This window comes from Massilia sp. UYP34, assembly GCF_056279385.1.
The window spans coordinates 105,274-123,606 of record NZ_JBWBRF010000006.1 but is presented as its reverse complement, the minus strand read 5'-3'; the positions used below and the strand labels follow the sequence as shown (position 1 = coordinate 123,606).

Here is an 18,333-nt window from a genome sequence, read left to right as displayed (position 1 = left end):
CGATGGGCAATTTTTCCAAGCCGCAAGGGCAAGTCTTTGCCATTGACATCACCGCGTTGTGCTGTTTACCTGGCCAGGTCGACCAGCGCCGCCGTGTACATCTGCAGGTTGAGCAGCAGCTGCCTGGTGGTGATGAACTCGTGTTCCGAGTGCCCGGTGTACTTCTGGCCCGGCATCGACGGGCCGAAGCTGACCGCGTTCGGGAACAGGCGCGAATTGGTGCCGCCGCCGATCGCCACCGGCCCGGCATCCTTCATGCCGGTGAAATAGGAAAAGGTTGACAGCAGGGTCGGCACCTGCGGCGCATGCTCGAGAACCCACGGCTCGCGCACGCCGACCTTGATGTTCGCCAGCGGCAGCCGGCGCGCCTGCCAGTCGGCCAGGGCGGCGTTGATCTCGGAGGTGAGCTGCTCGTTCGTCTTGCCGCGCGGCCGGCGCACATTGATCGCGACCTCGATGCCCTCGTCCAGCTGGCGGATCACGGTCGGCTTGAAGGTCATCGGCCCCATGAAGCCGTCGCGGTAGGCGATCTTGCCGAACTTCTCGCCGTAATAACCGGTGCCCACCAGGTCGTTCAGGTAGTTCACCACGCCGCCGGCCACCGTGTTCGGCCAGCCGCGCACCGCGAGCGCGTCGGCCAGCATGCTGACCGCGTTCACGCCTTCCTGCGGCTTGGACGAGTGGGCCGACACGCCTTTCGCGACCACCTTCAGGTTCGCGCCCTGGCGCTCGAAGGTGTAGCGCATGTCGTCCTGGGCGGCGGCGCGCGCGCGGATCTGCCGCTCGACCTCCGGCGTGGCGTTGGCCACCAGCGCCTCGGCGTCTTCGGGAATCTGGGTATTGAAGGAGCCGCCCATGAAGTCGGCAATGTGGGCTTCGCCAAGCGCAGGAACCGCGGCGCCGGCCTTCGGGATCGTCACGGCCACGGTGCCGCCGCCCTTCTCCGCCGTCACCACCGGATATTCGGCGTCGAGCGTGATGCTCATTTGCGGCGGCACGTGGGTCTTGAGGAATTCGGTCAAGGGTCCCCAGTCCGATTCCTCGCCCATGTACACGTACAGCTCGATGCGCTTGCTCAAGGGGATCTGGCGGTCGCGGATCGTCTTCATCGCATACAGCGCGGTGGCGATCGGTCCCTTGTCGTCCTCGGCGCCGCGCGCGATCAGCTTGCCCGGCTCGCTGGTGCGGTCGAGCACGAAGGGCGACTTCTTCCATTTGGCCGGGTCGACCGGCTGCACGTCGCCATGGGTCACGATGCCGAGGCGCTCGCTGCCCTCGCCGAGACCGATGATGACGGTCCAGCCATGGTCCTGGACATCGAGCCCGAGGCGCTCGGCCTCTTCTTTCAAGGCGGCCTTGAACGCGATGTGGACCGGGTTCTGGTCGGACGGGTAGCGCGCATCGGCCACCGTATTGAAGCTCACCAGCCTGGCCAGGGTGTCGACCACGTCGTTGCGGTAGGTCTGGACCGCATACTTGGCAGCGCTGACGGCAATGTCGCTCGGCGTCGTCGCCGACGCGGAGGATGCGACAGGCGCGGAGGACGCGGGAGGCGCCGCGAGTGCGGCGGCAGTGGCGGTGGCGGTGGCGGTGGCGGTGGCGGTGGTCCACGCCAGCACCAGGCTGACGATCAAGGCTTTCTTGTACATACGGCGCAGGGTCTCCGGGAATACGGCGCAGGATTGCAAAGGCGCGAGGAGTCTAGCACAGGCATGTGCGCGCCCGATCCCGGTTTTGCGCGTATCGTTACACGCTCCGCACCAAGAGAAAACGCACCATGACCGACAAGACCATCCGCCGCCTGCACCCCGCCCTGCGCGACGACATCGGCGACCTGCTGACGCAGCGTCCCGTGCCCTCGGACCGGCTCGATCAGATCGATCCTTTCCTGTTCCTGAACCACCACGGCCCGCAGGTCTACGGCCCGCACAACCGCGGCCTGCCGTTCGGGCCGCATCCGCACCGCGGCTTCGAGACGGTCACGTTCATCGTCGACGGCATGCTCGCGCACCGCGACAGCGCCGGCCATGAGAGCGTGATCCACGCCGGCGGCGTCCAGTGGATGACGGCCGGCAGCGGCATCGTGCACGCCGAGGTGTCGCCGCGCGACTTCATGGAACACGGCGGCCCGCTCGAGATCCTGCAGCTGTGGGTGAACCTTCCGTCGCGCCTGAAGATGAGCGCGCCCGCCTATACCGGCCTGCAGCGCGACCAGATCCCCGCCCTGTCGCTCGACGGCGGCAAGGTGACGCTGCACCTGGTCGCCGGCCAGTGGGACGGCAGCACCGGTCCGGTGCAGTCGCTGACCGGCGTGTTCATGAGCACGGTCGCGATGCAGGCCGGAGGACGATTGAGGGTAGCCGGTCTGCAGGGACGCAACGTGCTGCTGTACGTGGTGCGTGGACGCATCGGCGTGGGCGAGCACGGCGATCCCGTCGACGCTTGCCAGCTCGTGGAACTCGATGACGACGGCGACGCCCTGCACATCCGGGCCGAAGCCGATTCGCTGCTGCTGTTCGGCCATGCCGAACCGATCCGCGAACCGGTGGTGGCGCACGGCCCCTTCGTCATGACCACCCGCGAAGAGATCGTGCAGGCGATCGCCGATTACCAGGCCGGGCGCTTCGGTTCAACGCCCGCTTGAGGCCACCCGGCGGTCGGGGCCGGTCTCGAGCACCACGGCGTAGGGGAACGGGCCGCCTTCGAAGTTCAGTCTCAGGTCGCCGCCCACCGCTTCGAAGCGGTCGCCGCCGGTGTGGACGATCTCGACCGGCCCGGCGCCGAGGTCCGCATACAGCTTGCGGCGGCGTTCGCTCACATGCAGGGTGCGGCCATCGTCGAGCCGGTAGACGCCCTGCATGCGCTTGCTCATCAATGGATCGAGCCAGGCCTTCTTCTCCTGGACTGCCTGGGTGCCAGCGGCGGCGCCTTCGGCAGCGGCCGGCGCGGCGGCGAGCGCGGCGGCGAACGCGGGAATCGCCGCCAGGGCTGCCGCGGCCAACAGGGCGATATGCCGGATGCGCATGGTGCTCCTCCTGTCAGGTTGGGTGCGCACGCGGATCAGCGCTGGGTCGCGGCCAGCGCGCGGTTGCCGGCTTCGCGTACGTAGACGGTGTGCGCCGCGCGCTCGCCCTCGAAGCGCATGTTCAGGTCCTTGCCCACCGCGACGAAGCGCTTCTTGCCGACGTGGATGAGTTCGACCGGACCCTCGCCCAGGTCGGCGTACAGCGTGCGCTTGCCGCCCTCGACCTTGCCGCTGACCTGCAGGACGCGGCCGTCCTCAAGCGCATATTCGCCCTGCACGCGGTCGTAGGCGAACGGCGGCATGCGCACTTGTTGATAGGAGCTGCGCACTTCCACCACTTCCTTGCCGGCGCCCTGCGGGGCGGCAAGGCTGGACAGCGACAGGGAAGCGGTGGCGGCGGTGATGGCGAACATGGCGATGTGCTTGATGCGCATGATGTCTTTCCTTTCAGGTGGAATGCGAGAGAAGGGCCTGCGCGGCAAGCGCTCGATCGCTCATGAAGAGGCCGCGTGGTCCACGTGTTTCGTCGTCGCCAGGGCTGCTGTTCGTCTGGCGATGGGACCAGTCTAGCCAGACTTCGCGCACGCTCAAGCGGCAGTGGGACGAAGCGCCGAAACGCGCGACGAAATGCTCAAAACGCGAAGTGAACGGGAGGTGCATATGCCCCCCGGATCGGGCACGTCTGCACCCCGTCTGCACCCCGTCTGCATGCCTGTTTTCGGGCCGCTGTCGATGCCATTTTCGCGGCCGTTTTCAAGGCCGATGGCGTGGCCCGGCGCAGCCGCCGGGCCGGCGAACACGGCGGCCGACATGGCGGCGAACACGGCAAAATTTCCGGTGCAGACAAGGGGGACGTTCAGCCTGAATTCGATGCAGGAAACGCGCGTCGATCCGAGCCGGTCATCGCCCCCGACCGGATGCCGGCTTCGGCGACGAGCGTGTCAAGCGTGTGTCTGGATTGCGTGCAGATGCCGTACATTAGGGCCATCGACAACCAACCAGACCCAACCCATGCAAGCGATTCCTCTTGTCGCGACCACGCGCGGCTATCCCGACTCCGGCAATGTGATCGAGAACGTCCACTGGGGTTCGGTCGCCGTGGTCGACACCCGCGGCCGGCTGTTGTGGTCGGCGGGCGACCCGGACTATCCGACCTTCACCCGTTCCGCGCTCAAACCCTTCCAGGCCCTGCCCTTCATCCTGTCCGACGGCCCGGCGCGCTTTGGTCTCACGCAGGACGAAGTGGCGCTGCTGTGCGCCAGCCATTCGGGCGAGGACATCCACCTCGCGGGCGTGCGCGCGATCCTGGACAAGATCGGCCTCGAACCCGGCCACCTCGAATGCGGCTGCGCGCAGCCGCTGCACTACGAGTTCACGGGAACGCAGCCGCCGCAGGATGCGCAGTGGACGCCGCTGCACCACAACTGTTCCGGCAAGCACAGCGGCTTTTTGGCCTGGTGCCGCCTGTACGACGTGCCGAGCGCCGGCTACGTCGAGCGCGGCCACCCGCTGCAGCAGGCGATCCGCGCCGCGTTGGCCGACACCGCCGGCGTGCCTGTTGACGCCATGCCGACCGTGATCGATGGCTGCTCGGCGCCGAACTATGCGCTGCCGCTGTCACGCCTGGCGCACCTGTATGCGCGCCTGGCGCATGGAAACAACGATCCGCAGCTGGGCGGCGCAATGGGCATCCTGGGCGAGGCCATGACGGCGCGGCCCGACATGGTCTCGGGCCAGGAGCGTACCGACCTGCACTGGATGACGGCCGGCGGCGGCGACTGGGTGGCCAAGATCGGCGCTGACGCGGTGCAGGCGATCGGCGTGCGCTCGGCCGGGATCGGTATCGCGATCAAGATTGCGGACGGCAACAGCCGCGCGCTGCATCCGGCCGTGTACGCCGTGCTCGACCAGCTTGGCCTGCTCGACGCGAAGCGCAAGGCCGCGCTCGAGCGCTACCGCCAGCCCGCCATCAAGAATGCGCGCGGCATGGTCGCGGGCGACATTCGTCCCCTGTTCACGCTGGAGGCGGCGGGGATGCGGGGCATATAGGCCTGCATTCGCCGGGCAAGGCGCGATGCGTACTTACAACAGCTGGCATACCGGAGATATCATTTCAGACTTAAACAGGTGATACTTTCCCTACGGAATCTTCCGTTTCTACGGGTTATTGACATTGTGTTTAAAAATCTTCGCATCGGCCCGCGCCTGACGCTCGCGTTCGCCACGATTCTCGTTCTCTCCCTGGCCGGCACCGCATTTGCGGTGTACACCACGCACAGCAGTGCCGAAGCCACCCGCCAGATGATGCAAAAGCCCTTGACCAAGGAACGCCTGGTAGCGGACTGGTATCTCCTGGTGCATTCGGCGATCGTCCGCACCTCGCTGATCGCGCGCAGCGCCGACAGCACCTTGTCGGACGTGTTCGCCAAGCAGATCAAGGACAGCGTGGCCGAAAGCACCGGCATCCTCAAGAAGGTCGAGGCGCTGCTCGACTCGCCGGAAGAAAAGCAGGCGCTGGGCGAGATCGTCGCGCTGCGCAAGACCTACCAGAATGCCAAGGAACTGGTGATGAACGCGCGGACCACGGGCGACGCCGATGGCGCCGAGCGCGCGTATGGAGAAGTTTTCTCGCCTGCAGCCGCTGCCTACGGCACCAAGTTGCAGGGCCTGCTCCACATGCAGCGCCAGGCGATCGACCAGACCGCGGTCGAGATCGCGGCCGCCAACGAGCGCAGCACGCGCCTGGTCGTCCTGCTGGCCGTGCTGGCAACGGCGCTGGGCTCGGTCGCCGCGATCATGATCACGCGCAGCATCACCAGGCCCCTGGGTTCGGCCCTCGAGGTCGCGCAAACCGTGGCCGCGGGCAACCTCGGCAATACCTTCGCCACCTACTCGAAAGACGAAGTGGGCGACCTGATGCGGGCGCTGGAAACCATGAACGGCGCCCTGCACCGGGTCGTGGCCGAGGTCCAGCATGGCACCACCGCCATCTCCACCGCGTCGAGCGAGATCGCGGCCGGCAACCTCGACCTGTCGAGCCGCACCGAGCAGCAGGCCAGCTCGCTCGAAGAGACGGCGGCCTCGATGGAAGAACTGACGGCGACCGTGCGCCAGAACGCCGACAATGCGGTGCAGGCCAATGGCCTGGCGCAGGCGGCGTCCGAGGTGGCGGTACGCGGCGGCGCCATTGTCGGCCAGGTGGTCGACACGATGGGTTCCATCGACGCCTCGGCGCGCAAGATCGTCGACATCATCGGCGTGATCGACGGCATTGCCTTCCAGACCAATATCCTGGCCCTGAATGCGGCGGTCGAAGCGGCGCGCGCCGGCGAACAGGGCCGCGGCTTCGCCGTGGTGGCGAGCGAGGTGCGCAACCTGGCGCAGCGCTCGGCCAGCGCGGCCAAGGAAATCAAGGGCCTGATCGGCGACTCGATGACCCAGGTGAATGCCGGCACCACCCTGGTGCAGCAGGCTGGCACCACCATGCACGACGTGGTGACCAGCGTGGCGCGCGTGACCGACATGATGTCCGAAATCACGTCGGCCACCCAGGAACAGCGCGCCGGCATCCATCAGGTGAACGAGGCGATCACGCAGATGGACCAGGTGACGCAGCAGAACGCGGCGCTGGTGGAACAGGCCGCCGCGGCGGCAGCCAGCATGCAGGAACAGGCGACGCGCCTGGCCACCGTGGCGGCCGGCTTCAGCCTGGGCAATGGCGACGCGCCTGCCCAGTCGCGCCTGGCGCTGCGCAAGACGCCGGCGCTGGCGATGTAGGCGATGTAGGCGATGTAGGCGATGTAGGCGATGTAGGCGGCCTGGGCAATCAGGCCGCCAGCCGACGCAGCATGGCGGCGATTGCATCGAGCACCGCGGCGTCCTCCCAGTAGCTCTCGTGCGACAGCGGATTCCAGCTGCGCGCCAGCAGGCTCGCCACGCCGCCGCTGGCATTGATCGCGCGGTCCTCCACCAGCATGCGGTAGCCCTGCGACAACGGCTGCAGCGGCCAGCCGAGCACGTCGTCCGGATCGTAGAAATTGATCCACTTGAACAGCGAGGTGGGCGGCGCGATCGGGATGATGTCCATCTCCTTGTGCGCGGCAACGAAGATCGGGATATTGCAGCCGGTGGTGACCAGGCCGGCGCAGGTACCGCCGCCCAGGAACAGGCGCTCGCTCGCGGTCAATGACCGGCCCAGCACGCCGGACGCCCAGGCGTCGATATTGCGCCAGATGCCGGCGCCGACCGGACGGCCGGCGGCCGCCTTCTGGGCGTCGTACAGATAGCTCGACAGCACCTGCCCGCCCAGCGACTGGGCGACGAACACCACCGGCATCGCGGGACGCGCCGCATGGGCCGACAGCAAGGCGGCCGCGATCTCTCCCTGGGCCAGCTCATAGACCGAACCGGGGATTTCCTTGCGGTTTTCCAGTCCGGCGGCGTCGCCCAGGCCGTACAGCACGAATTTGCGCAGGGCGTCGTAGCGCCGCTTGCCGGCGGCGGCGGTGCGCTCCCAGACCTGGCGCTGGTTGTCGTGCAGAATGCCCTGATAATAGACCGAGCGCATCGTCACGTGGCCCGCCAGGCCGCCCAGGCGGGCGCGCAGCCGCGCCACCAGGCCGTCCGCATACGCGGGCAGCGTTTCCCCCATGCCATGCACGGCAATCAATGCGACTTGAGTCATGGCCCTTCTCCTATTGGATCTGGCGCAATGTGCGTCGATGTCACTAGCGTATCAAACTTCGCGTACATTGATGCGACACAAAACGCTGGCAGAATGTCGAGCTTGTCGACCTTTGCCTCCCAATTCCATGGATATTCTTTTCGACCGTTATGCGGAGGCGATCCGCGCGCTGGATCTGTCCGGCATCGCCGCACCGGCCGACATCCCGGAGAATTTCCTGTTGGCAAATGATGGGCGTTACCGCAGCTATTACGTGCCGTTCGAGTCGGTGAACCGCGCCGCGCGCGTGGCGGTGGTCGGCATCTCGCCCGGCTTCGTGCAGTGGAAGAATGCGATGCGCGAGGCGCAGCGCCGGATGGCCGCGGGCGCTTCCACCGACGACGTGCTGGTGGCGGCGCGCCGGGCCGGCGCCTTCAGCGGCGCGATCCGGCCCAACTTCGTGGCCCTGCTCGATGCGATCGGGGTGCAACGTTGGCTCGGCATCGCCAGCTGCGCCACCCTGTTCGGCCCTGACGCCGGGGTGGTCCAGATCGGCGCCATCCTGCGCCACCCGGTGTTCGTGGACGGCAAGAACTACAGCGGCACGCCCGCCATGCCGCGCCACGCCTTTCTACGCGAACAAACGCTGCGCTACTTCGCGCATGAAGCGGCCATGCTGCCCGACGCCCTGTTCATCCCAATGGGAGCCAGCGTCGGCGCTAGCCTGGACTGGCTGGCGGCGCAAGGCGTGCTGCGCGCCGAGCGCATCCTGCACGGCCTGCCCCACCCTTCCGGCGCGAATGCCGAGCGGGTCGCCTACTTCCTGGGGCGCAAGGACCGTGGCGCGCTCTCGGGCAAGACCAACGGCGCCCAGCTCGACGCGGCGCGCCAGGCCTTGCAGGCGCAGATGGCAGGCTTGATGGAGGCTCAGCGGATCTCGAGTTCGAAGGTGTCGACGCCGTCGACGCCGCCGCGCACGCGGTCGCCCGGCCTGAGCGCCGCCACGCCCGACGGCGTGCCCGAATAAATCAGGTCGCCCGGCGCCAGGGTCACGAAGCGCGACAGGTAGGCGATCACGTCGGCGATCGGCCAGATCAGTTCATCGAGGTTGCCTTCCTGGCGCAGGGCGCCGTTCACTTCCAGCCAGATACGGCCTTTGGCGGGATGGCCCACCTCGCTCACCGGATGCAGCGCGCTGCATGGCGCCGACGCGTCGAAGCCCTTGGCCATGTCCCAGGGACGGCCGGTGTCCTTGGCCGCGGCCTGCAGGTCGCGCCGGGTCAGGTCCAGGCCCACGCCATAGCCCCACACCAGGTCGAGCGCGTCGGCCGGGTCGACGTCGGCGCCGCCCGCGCCCAGCGCCACCACCAGTTCGATCTCATGATGCAGGTCGCCGGTCGACGGCGGATACGGCACCGCGCCGCTGGCCGGCACCACCGCGTCGGCCGGCTTGGTGAAGAAGAACGGCGGTTCGCGGTTCGGGTCGCTCCCCATCTCGCGCGCATGCGAGGCGTAGTTGCGGCCGACGCAGAACACGCGGCGCACCGGGAAACGGCTGCTCGAACCGCTGACGGCCACGGAAGGCGTGGCGGGTGCGGCGAAGACGAATTCGGACATGCTCATCCTTTCATTGACGGAGGCGCAATCATACCGTTCCTCCAGACTTGCGCAAAGCTGGTCGAAATTGCCTAAACCTGCTCGCTGCTGGATTCCTGCTTCACCGGGGCCGGTTTCACGCCGTGCTCGCGCACGGCGCCAGCGCCTGCCCCTCCACAGGCTGTCGCGGTAGAACTTACCGCCATCGTTTCGAGGTTAACGGCCGCATTGACATCGCGGTCGTGGACCGTTCCGCAGCCCGGGCAGGTCCACTGCCTGGCGCCCAGGTCGAGCTTCTCCAGCATGTGGCCGCAGATCGAGCACGTCTTGCTGCTCGGGTACCAGCGGCCGGCCACCACCACCCGGCCACCGCGCCATGCCGCCTTGTAGTCCAACTGGCGCCGCAGTTCACGGAAACCCATGTCGGCGATCGCGCGCGCCAGGCGCCGGTTGCCCAGCATGCCCTTGACGTTCAGGTCCTCGATGCCGATGGTGTGGAAGCGCCGCGCGATGCTGCTGGTGAGCTGGTGCAAGGCGTTGCTGCGCAGGTGGCCGATCCTCGCGTGCAGCCGGGTCAGCTTCAGTTTCGCCTTGGCCCGGTTGCGCGAGCCCTTGACCTTGCGCGAGAGGGAGCGCGACAGCCGGCGCAGCCGCCCGAGCAGGGATCGGAGCGCCTTCGGCCCGGTCCACACTTCGCCGTTCGACAGGGTCGCCAGCGCCGCTACCCCGAGGTCGACCCCGACCGCGCCTTGGTTGTCGGCGGGCGGCAGGTGCGTTTCCTCTGCGGTATCGACCGTGATGCTGGCGTACCAGTGCCCGGCAGTGCGCGAGACGGTGGCCGAGACGATGCGGCCGGCAAAGCGCAGGCTTTCGCGCATGCGAACAGGGCCCAGCTTCGGGATCTGGATGTATTTGCCGTCGATGCGGAACTGGTCGTTGGTCAAGGTAAAACGGTCGTGCCGTCCCTTCTTGCGGAACTTCGGGTAGCGCGCGCGGCGCGCGAAGAAATTCTTGAAGGCCTCGCCGAGCTGGATGATCGCCATCTGCGGCGCATTCTTGGTCACCTCGAGCATCCAGGGGAACTGTTCGCGCTTGATGGCGTTGAGCTGGCGCCGCAGCGCCAGCTGCGACGGCGCCGGCAGGGCGGGGTTGGCCTTGCGCGCCTCGTATTGTCTCTGCCACTCGGCCAGGGCCCAGTTGTAGGCGAAGCGGGCGACGCCGGCCGCGCGCGCCAGGTACGTGGCCTGGGCGTTGTTGGGGGCGAGCCGGATGCGGTGCGCGATCAGCACTGCGCCTCCTGCACGGCGCGGCGCACCCCGTCGATCAGCTTCTTGTTTCGGTGGCTTCGGCTGCCGTACAGCCGTGCAGAAAAGACGGTGATGATCTCCAGCACGTCGCTGGCCAGGTCTTCCTCAAAGCTGCTGTCCTCGCCCTGGTTGATGATGACGACCTCGACCTGTTTTGCCTCGCAGACGGCGAATACCAGCTCGGCGCCGAAGCGCAGGAGGCGATCCTTGTGGGTCAGCACCAGGCGTCCGGCCGTGCCTGCGAGGATCGCCTCGAGCAGCCGAGCCAGGCCTTTCTTATGGTAGTTCATGCCCGAGCCAAGGTCGGCGACCGTGTCGAAGGACCAGCCCTGGCTTGCGCAGTACAGTTCCAGCACCCGCTTTTGCCGTTCCAGGTCGGCGCGCTGGTCGTGGCTGGAGACGCGCGCATAGGCGATCGTCCGGCGCGGCGCCGGCGCGCCATGGGCGAACCGGGGGCATAGGGCCGCCAGGTCGTAGCGGCGCTGGCCACCCTCGGTGCGCACTGGCACGAGGCGTCCACTCGCTTCCCAGCGCCGCAGCGTGCTGGCCGAGACACCAAGCGCCTTGGCGGCGACTCTGATCGAAACAAGCTTGCTCATATTGCATAAGACCGCGCAACAATGAGCAAGTTCGAGCTGACTGTAAAAAGCCCCCGCCCCGGACGGCCGTGGTCCGGCGGTCGATTCAGGCCGGCGCCATCGTCTCTTCGGATTCGGACGCCGAAGCCGGCCTGGGCGCCACGGGGCCGGACGCCGCTTCCGCCACCGCCGCGAGCGCCGCGCTGGACTCGAGGACGCGCACCAGCGCCGTCATGTCGACCGGCTTGACCAGGTGATGGGCGAAGCCCGCCTGCAGCGCCCGTTCGCGGTCCTTGGCCTGGCCGTAGCCGGTCACCGCGACCGGCACCGTGGCCGCCGTCTCGGGCAGGGACCGCAGCTCTTGCGCCAGTTGGTAGCCGTCGACGTCGGGCAGGCCGATATCGATCAGCATCACGTCGGGCCGCTCGGCGCGCGCGCGGCGCAGGGCCGACTGGGCGTCGTACTCGACCGAGGTGGCGTGGCCCTGCACCTGCAGCAGGTTGGCCAGGCTGTCCGCGGCGTCGCTGTTGTCGTCCACGATCAGCACCCGCAGTTTGCGCTGCAGGACGGCGCGCGCGGCCTCGGGGTCGCCCGGCTGCACGTCACTGCCGTCGCACGCGAGCGTCACGCAGGGCAAGGTGAGCGTGAAGGTGCTGCCGAAGCCGACGCCGTCGCTGTGCGCCGCCACCTCGCCCTCGTGCAGGTCGACCAGGCGCTTGACCAGCGTCAGGCCCAGCCCGAGGCCGCCCTGCGAGCGCGCCAGCGTGCGCGCGCCTTGCGTAAACAGGTCGAACACGCTCGGCACCAGGTCGGGCGGCATGCCGGACCCGTTGTCGCGCACGCGCAAGACCATGCGGCCATCGACCACCTCGAGCCTGAGCGCCAGCTGGCCGCCTTTCTGCGTGTACTTGGCGGCGTTGTTGACGATATTGGCCACGCTCTGCACCAGGCGCGTCTGGTCGCCGCGCACCCAGACCGGGGCCTCCGGCAGTTCCACCCGCACCTGGTGCGCTTTTTCCAGCACCAGCGGGCGGGTCTGGTCGAGCGCCCCGGTCACGACCTCGCGAAAATCGACCGTCGCCAGCTTGAGCTTGACCAGGCCGCGCGTCACGCGCGAGACGTCCAGCAGGTCGTCGATCAGGCGGCTCATGTGCTTGACCTGGCGGCTGATGATGGAACTGGTCTGGCAGATGCGCGGCTCGGTGGCGAACTGCATGCTCAGCAGGCTGGCCGAGCTGCTGATCGGCGCCAGGGGATTTCTCAGCTCGTGCGCCAGCATGGCCAGGAATTCGTCCTTGGCGTGGCTGAGGCGCTCGGCCTGCACGCGCGCCGCGCGCTCGCTCTGCAGCAGCGCGTCGCGCTCGAGCGCCGACTTCTGGGCGATTTCGTACAACTGGGCGTTGTCCATTGCCACCGCGGCCTGGGCCGCGATGCCGGACACGATGCGTTCGGTGCGCTCGCTGAACACGCCGGCGTCGGGATGGCCGAAGAACAGGCCGCCCAGCACCCGGCCCGAGTGCGAGACCACCGGCACCGCCAGGAAGCTGCGCACCGCGAGGTGGCCCGGCTGCATGCCGCAGGCCGCCAGGGAGGCATAGCGCGGGTCGCTGCCGATGTCGTTGCTGCGCAGCGCGCCGTGGCCCTGCATCACCAGGCGGACAATCTCGGCCGACAGCGGCGGCCCGATCCGCTCGAACCCGTCGCACGCGGCGCCCGACCGCGCGTACAAGCGCAAGGGTTCGCGCTCGCCGTCGGCATGGTGGAAGAAGGCGCCGTAGCGCGCACCGCTCAGCTCCGTGCCGGCGTCGGTGACCGCCTGCGACAGCGTGGCCAGGTCGAGCGTCGAGGCCAGCACCTGGCCGGTGCGGTTGACGGCCTCCAGCACCCGGGACTCGTCGCGCAGGGTTTCCTCGAGGCGCGAGCGGCGCACCACTTCGCGCGTGTGGCGCGCCACGTCCTCGGCCATCGCGGTTTCTTGCTCGGTCCAGTGGCGCGCGGACGGTTCGTGCAGGTAGAACACGGCCGACAGGCGGCCTTCTTCGATGATCGGCACGATCACCGCGGCGCGCGCGCCGATGCCGGCATAGGCCGCGGCGCATGGCGCCGAGTGGGCGTCGGCCGCGACGTCGTCGATGCGCACGGTGCGGCCCTGGCGCAGCATGGCGGCGATCCCGGGTCCGAAGTCGTCCAGCGCATGCGACATGCCGGCCAGGCTGGCCATGCGGCCGTCGGTCCAGTCGCGGTCGACGTTCACGGTACGGCCCGCTTGATCGATCTCGCCATAGCCGACGCGCGCCACGCCCAGGGTCTGCCCGGTCATGGCGCTGGTGGCCTTGATGATGTGGGCGGCGTCATCCAGGCCGTCGAGGGTCTCGCCCAGCTTCTGGTGAAACGCGTGGCGGTGCTCGGACAGCACGTCGGACGTGGTCTCGGTGAACACGCAATAGACGCCGGCCACCTGCCCCGCATGGCGCACCGGCGACAGCGAGATGGAAAAGAAACGCCGCTCGCGCTTGCCGTTGCGCTCGAATTCCATCAGGGCGTGCTGGAGCTGGGTCGCTTCGCCGGCCAGCACGCGTGCGAAATAGGGCCGCATGCGCTCCCACAATTCGGGCCGGACGCTGGCGTATGGCGCGCCGCACGCGGCCGGGTGCTTGTCACCGAGCAAGTCGGAATAGGCGTCGTTATAGAACAGGCGCAGGTCGTGGCCGATGGCCAGGAACATCGGAAAGCGCGATGCCAGGATCAGGTCGAAGATGGCGCGCAGGCCCTCGGGCCAGGCGTGTGGCTCGGACTGCGCCGGCTCTCCCAGCGCCAAGCCGCCGACGGCCGCCGGCGGGAAACTGCTCAGATTGCTCATCAGGATTGCCCAGTATGGTTCTCGCAAAGCTGGCTGGGCTTGATACACTGGAACGTTTCCCGAAGCGTTCTTATTGCCCGGCCGCCAACATTTTTCTTATCGTGGGCGATTATAGCGAGCAAACGAAACAGGCTGCGCCCGTTACACATCCGTGACTTTTGGTGGTTGTGTCGATGACACAATTGAATCGAGCCCGGCGGTTGCGGCCGCCCACGGCAACGCTCAGCGGTGAAGAAAGCGCGCTTCGGGCAAGCCGCGCACGTCCAGGGGCAGCTGGAACACCGCCCCCGACAGCGGCGCCGCAGCCCGGTCGATCGCCGTCATGCCCGCGTGGGCGCTGGTGACGAACAGCGTCGACAGGCCGGGCCCGCCGAACGCCGGGCAGCTCGGCTGCGGCGCGGCCAGCGGGACTACCCGATCCAGCTTGCCGCTTGGGGCGAAGCGCAGCACCTGCCCCGCGCCCCAGCGCGCGCTCCACAGGAAACCCTCGGCGTCGACCGTGGCGCCATCCGGCTCGCCCGGCGCGGCATCGGCCGCGACGAAGGTGTGCACGCGCCCGACCCGGGCGCTGCAGGGATCGTAGTCGGCGTACAGGATGGCCTTCTCTTGCGAGTCGGCGAAATACATGCGCCGGCCGTCGGGGCTGAAGCAGATGCTGTTGGCGATCGCCGCCTTCGGCAGCGGCAGCGACTCCAGCGACAGGTCGAGGTTCAGGCGATAAAAGCCGCCCACCGCGCGCTTCGGATTCTCGTCCTGGTTGAACATGCCGAACACGAAGCGTCCCTGGCGGTCGCAGCGTCCGTCGTTCAGGCGCGTCGAGGGATCATCCGCTTCGACGTCGACGATGCGCGTGACCTTGCCGGTCGAGAACGTGAAAAAGGCCAGGCCGGAGGCAAGCCCCAGCAGCAGGCGATCGTCGCTGCCGGTGAGCGCGAAGCTGCACAGGCGCTCGGGCATCTTCCAGCTGGCGGTGCGGCCGGTCGAAGGCGAATGCGACCACAGGGTGGCGGCCGGGATGTCGGTCCACAGCAGCCGGCCGGTGCGCTCGCACCACAGCGCGCATTCGCCGAGCTCGTGCCCGGCGCCCTGCAGCACCTCCATCATGCGCCCGGCTCCACCAGGAAGCGAAAGCGCGACTCGGTCTGGTACACCTGGCCCGGACGCAGGATCACGTCCGGAAATTGCGGCTGGTTCGGCGAATCGGGGAAATGCTGCGGCTCCAGGCACAAGCCGCTGCGGTGCGGGTACGTCCTGCCCTTGCCCGCAAGCGAACCGTCGAGGAAGTTTCCGCTGTAGAACTGTACGCCCGGCTCCTCGGTCCACAATTCCAGCACCCGCCCGGAACCCGGCTCGTACACGCGCGCGGCGCGGCGCAACGCCTTGCCCTGCGGCTTGTCGAGCACGAAGGTGTGATCATAGCCGCCGCCATGGCCCAGCTGCTCGTCCGGCCAGCCGATGCGCTCGCCGATCGGGCGCGGCGTGCGGAAATCGAACGGCGTGCCGCTCACCGGCGTCAGCTCGCCGGTCGGGATCGATTCGGCATCGATGGCCACGAAGGCGTCGGCCTCGATGTTCAGGACGTGGCCGAGGATGTCGCCGTCGCCGGCCAGGTTGAAGTAGCTGTGCTGGGTCAGGTTGACCGGCGTCGCCTTGTCGGTGACGGCGTGGAACGACACCACCAGCTCGTTGGTGTCGAGGAGCGTGTAGGTGACGGTCGCATCGAGGTTGCCCGGATAGCCCATCTCGCCATCGACGCTGCGATACCGCAGGCGCAGGCTGGCGCCAATCACCGCTGCCTCCCATTTGACGCGGTCGAAGCCATCCGGCCCGCCATGCAGGTGGTTGTTGCCGTTATTGACCGGGAGCTGCACTTCTTGTCCGTCGAGCGTGAAGCGTCCATGCCGGATGCGGTTGCCGTAGCGGCCGATCAGCGCCCCAAAATAGGGGCTGTCCGTGCGGTAGTGCTCAAGCGAACCGAAGCCCAGCACCACGTCGGCGAAGTTGCCGTCGCGGTCGGGCGCATGGAGCTCGGTGATGACGCCACCAAAGTCGATGATCTTCGCCACCATGCCCCCGGCATTGGTCAGCGTGAACTGGGTGATGGCCCTGCCGTCGGGCAGTCGGCCGAATGGCGCTTGCGTGATACCGGTTTGCACGTCGTATCGGTCCTCTGGAATGTCGTCCATATCAATAAGCGAATCGTGGCCGGGGCCATCGACGCCGTGATCGTAGCATGGCGCCGAGGCCGGCCGCGCCGACTTGGACCACACGCTGAAGCGATCAGGTCGGCATCCGCGCCGGCCTGGTCGTGGCGCCCCGTCGCACATCGAAAGCGGCCTGCCCCCATGGCTCCGACACCATCGACGTATCGAGGCGACTGTCAAGTCTGTTGCGCCGGGCCACGCCGGCGGGTGCGGAGACGATGCACTACCGCGGTGCAAAAAGCGCATATGCATAGTGCAAGGGCCACAGGCAGACGAGGCCTATCTGGTACCCGGCAACAGCGTGCGCGGGCATCCATGCGCGCCGCGCCGGCCGCCGCCGCTACACCAGCGGCAGTGGGGATTCGCACCGTTATTGCGCACCGCAGCAGATGTCAATGGCGAAAATGTGGCGTTATTGCAACGCAATAAATTGATTATCAGCAATTTTTTTAGGCCCTCCGATGTCCCCCGGGTTACTTCGCACGGAGCCCGCCAATACAGGGTTCTCCTATGAAAACGGCGGCGTGCGAGGTCGATTCGCGCTTGTCAATTGGGGGTTTCGCCCTCGTTTCGATTGGTTGGGGACCGATGACAAATGTCCGTCTGGCATGTCATCATGAATATGCTATTTCACAAACAAACACTGGAGAGACATCCATGAAGCACAAAATCCTTGCCATCGCCCTCGTGTCGGCACTCCCGCTGGCGGCTCAAGCACAAACCAGCGTCACCATGTACGGCATGATCGACGCCTCGATCGGCGTCGAAAACAACGATGCGCCAGGCGAAAGCAGCCGCACCGTCGTGCAGTCGGGCACCCAGTCGGCAAGCCGTCTCGGCTTCCGTGGCACCGAAGACCTGGGCAATGGTCTGAAAGCACTGTTCAACATCGAAGCCGCCATCGCTGCCGACACCGGCGCGACCAACTCGCGTCTGTTCGACCGCCGCGCCGTGGTCGGCCTGCAAGGCGCCTTCGGCACCGTGACCGTCGGCCGCGAATACGGCCCGATCGCCGCCGTCGCTGGCGCATCGGACATCCTGGGCCAGGGTTTCTACGGTTCCAACCTGGCAGCCTTCGGCACCAACCGCCTGACCCGTCGCCTGGACAACTCGGTCAACTACCAGAGCAACGCGCTGAACGGCTTCACTCTGCGCGCAGCCTATGGCGCGGGCGAGCGTAACGAGACCACCACGCAAGACACCGGCGACATCACCGGCGTGGCGCTGGAATACGCGAACGCGGGCTTCTACGTCGGCGCTGGCTACCAGAACCGCGAAGACCTGCCATCGGGCGACAGCAAGGAATACAACTTCGGCCTGGGCTACAAGTTCGGCGACTTCGAACTGCGTGGCGGCTACATGGCAGCCGATCCTGAATTCGCCAACCGCATCGACAACAAGTACGAGCAGATGAACGCCGGTATTTCGTACGGCTTCGGCGCCAGCCGCGTCTACCTGAACTACCAGCAGCAAGAGCAGGAGCTGGGCGATACGGAAGGCAAGGCAGTCACCCTGGCCTACACCTACACCCTGTCGAAGCGCACCAACGTGTACGCGTCGTACGCCAAGCTGCGCAACAACAGCAACGGCGTGTTCTCGCTGACCTCGGCAGCAGGCACCGTCGCCCTGCCAGCAACCGCCTTCGGTTCGGACCCACAGGTCTACAACGTCGGCCTGCGTCACTCGTTCTAAACGACGCCGCCTCGATCCGGGTGTGCGTCACCCGGCACGAAGCACAACAACGGCAAGCCTCGCGGCTTGCCGTTTTTATTTGGCGCTGTCCTCGTTCGCTGTGGATGCGCCCCAGGCGCTGCTGGTCACGGACGCCAGCGCCGCCCATGCCTTCGCGCGTGCCCCTCGGCGTCGCGCACCAGGCCGTCAATGCCGGCGCCGGCGAACGGGTCCGCAAGGCCGTCGGGGGCGCCCTCCATGTCCAGCACGTCAACGGCTGTCACCGACGCTTCAAGGAATGGCTGGCGCTTTCATGACGTGGCGTCGCGCCGGCTACCCAACTACCTCGGCTGGCATCGGGCGCGATGGCGGGCGAGTCGCTTCTGTTGAGCACTTGCTGCGCATCACATTCGGCGTCATCGACAGCCG

At 67.4% G+C, this 18,333-nt stretch carries 15 protein-coding genes and 1 pseudogene; 6 read left to right on the top strand and 10 right to left on the bottom strand.

All coding sequences use genetic code 11. The features are described from left to right. Nucleotides 1-65: 65 nt before the first annotated feature. Nucleotides 66-1,649, bottom strand: coding sequence for a dipeptidase (locus tag ACZ9AQ_RS12415; protein WP_429205277.1), 1,584 nt, complete (start codon nt 1,647-1,649; stop codon nt 66-68). 128 nt (nt 1,650-1,777) lie between these two features. Between ACZ9AQ_RS12415 and ACZ9AQ_RS12410 the strand changes: the two genes are divergently transcribed. Continuing rightward, complete coding sequence (locus ACZ9AQ_RS12410; RefSeq protein ID WP_429205279.1) at nt 1,778-2,644, top strand: pirin family protein; 867 nt, start codon at nt 1,778-1,780, stop codon at nt 2,642-2,644. On the opposite strand, the gene ACZ9AQ_RS12405 is transcribed toward ACZ9AQ_RS12410, so the two are convergent. Then, on the bottom strand, nt 2,630-3,025 hold the full coding sequence (locus tag ACZ9AQ_RS12405; RefSeq protein ID WP_429205281.1) for a hypothetical protein: 396 nt from the start codon (nt 3,023-3,025) through the stop codon (nt 2,630-2,632). The two genes, ACZ9AQ_RS12410 and ACZ9AQ_RS12405, sit on opposite strands and share 15 nt — an antisense overlap. Nucleotides 3,026-3,060: 35 nt before the next feature. After that, nucleotides 3,061-3,459, bottom strand: coding sequence for a hypothetical protein (locus ACZ9AQ_RS12400; RefSeq protein WP_429205283.1), 399 nt, complete (start codon nt 3,457-3,459; stop codon nt 3,061-3,063). 577 nt (nt 3,460-4,036) lie between these two features. Here ACZ9AQ_RS12400 and ACZ9AQ_RS12395 point away from each other — a divergent pair. Further along, nucleotides 4,037-5,074, top strand: coding sequence for an asparaginase (locus ACZ9AQ_RS12395; protein WP_429205285.1), 1,038 nt, complete (start codon nt 4,037-4,039; stop codon nt 5,072-5,074). 126 nt (nt 5,075-5,200) lie between these two features. Beyond that, nucleotides 5,201-6,802 (top strand): methyl-accepting chemotaxis protein, encoded by a 1,602-nt coding sequence (locus tag ACZ9AQ_RS12390; RefSeq protein WP_429205286.1) that lies wholly within the window; start codon nt 5,201-5,203, stop codon nt 6,800-6,802. Nucleotides 6,803-6,851: 49 nt separating this feature from the next. Here the strand turns inward: ACZ9AQ_RS12390 and ACZ9AQ_RS12385 are convergent, their stop codons facing one another. Then, nucleotides 6,852-7,709 carry a hypothetical protein gene (locus ACZ9AQ_RS12385; protein WP_429205287.1) on the bottom strand — a complete coding sequence of 286 codons (858 nt, stop codon included), beginning with the start codon at nt 7,707-7,709 and terminating at the stop codon, nt 6,852-6,854. A 127-nt stretch (nt 7,710-7,836) separates the two neighbouring features. Here ACZ9AQ_RS12385 and ACZ9AQ_RS12380 point away from each other — a divergent pair, with 127 nt between their 5' ends. Next, entirely contained in the window at nt 7,837-8,715 is an 879-nt protein-coding gene (locus ACZ9AQ_RS12380) for a hypothetical protein (protein ID WP_429205288.1), read from the top strand. Here ACZ9AQ_RS12380 and ACZ9AQ_RS12375 read toward each other — a convergent pair. From ACZ9AQ_RS12375 to ACZ9AQ_RS12350, 6 genes are all read right to left on the bottom strand, one after another. Beyond that, nucleotides 8,616-9,305, bottom strand: coding sequence for a fumarylacetoacetate hydrolase family protein (locus ACZ9AQ_RS12375; RefSeq protein ID WP_429205290.1), 690 nt, complete (start codon nt 9,303-9,305; stop codon nt 8,616-8,618). The genes ACZ9AQ_RS12380 and ACZ9AQ_RS12375 overlap by 100 nt on opposite strands. Nucleotides 9,306-9,376: 71 nt before the next feature. After that, entirely contained in the window at nt 9,377-10,573 is a 1,197-nt protein-coding gene (locus tag ACZ9AQ_RS12370; protein ID WP_476108127.1) for an RNA-guided endonuclease InsQ/TnpB family protein, read from the bottom strand. Beyond that, nucleotides 10,567-11,190: an IS607 family transposase gene (locus tag ACZ9AQ_RS12365; RefSeq protein WP_476108126.1), complete on the bottom strand. Its 624-nt coding sequence runs from the start codon at nt 11,188-11,190 to the stop codon at nt 10,567-10,569. The genes ACZ9AQ_RS12370 and ACZ9AQ_RS12365 overlap by 7 nt, the downstream gene beginning before the upstream one ends. An 85-nt stretch (nt 11,191-11,275) precedes the next feature. Further along, nucleotides 11,276-14,029: a GAF domain-containing protein gene (locus ACZ9AQ_RS12360; protein ID WP_429206427.1), complete on the bottom strand. Its 2,754-nt coding sequence runs from the start codon at nt 14,027-14,029 to the stop codon at nt 11,276-11,278. A gap of 222 nt (nt 14,030-14,251) precedes the next feature. Then, nucleotides 14,252-15,133, bottom strand: coding sequence for an SMP-30/gluconolactonase/LRE family protein (locus ACZ9AQ_RS12355; RefSeq protein WP_429206426.1), 882 nt, complete (start codon nt 15,131-15,133; stop codon nt 14,252-14,254). After that, on the bottom strand, nt 15,130-16,185 hold the full coding sequence (locus tag ACZ9AQ_RS12350) for an aldose epimerase family protein (protein WP_429206425.1): 1,056 nt from the start codon (nt 16,183-16,185) through the stop codon (nt 15,130-15,132). The genes ACZ9AQ_RS12355 and ACZ9AQ_RS12350 overlap by 4 nt, the downstream gene beginning before the upstream one ends. 705 nt (nt 16,186-16,890) lie before the next feature. On the opposite strand from ACZ9AQ_RS12350, the gene ACZ9AQ_RS12345 reads away from it, so the two are divergent. Together ACZ9AQ_RS12345 and ACZ9AQ_RS12340 are read left to right on the top strand one after the other, a co-directional pair. After that, a complete protein-coding gene (locus ACZ9AQ_RS12345) occupies nt 16,891-17,925 on the top strand; it encodes a porin (RefSeq protein WP_429206424.1) in 1,035 nt (344 codons plus the stop codon). Between the two features lie 112 nt (nt 17,926-18,037). After that, nucleotides 18,038-18,328: pseudogene (locus ACZ9AQ_RS12340) on the top strand (IS1595 family transposase); the annotation flags it as partial. Nucleotides 18,329-18,333 lie beyond the last annotated feature (5 nt).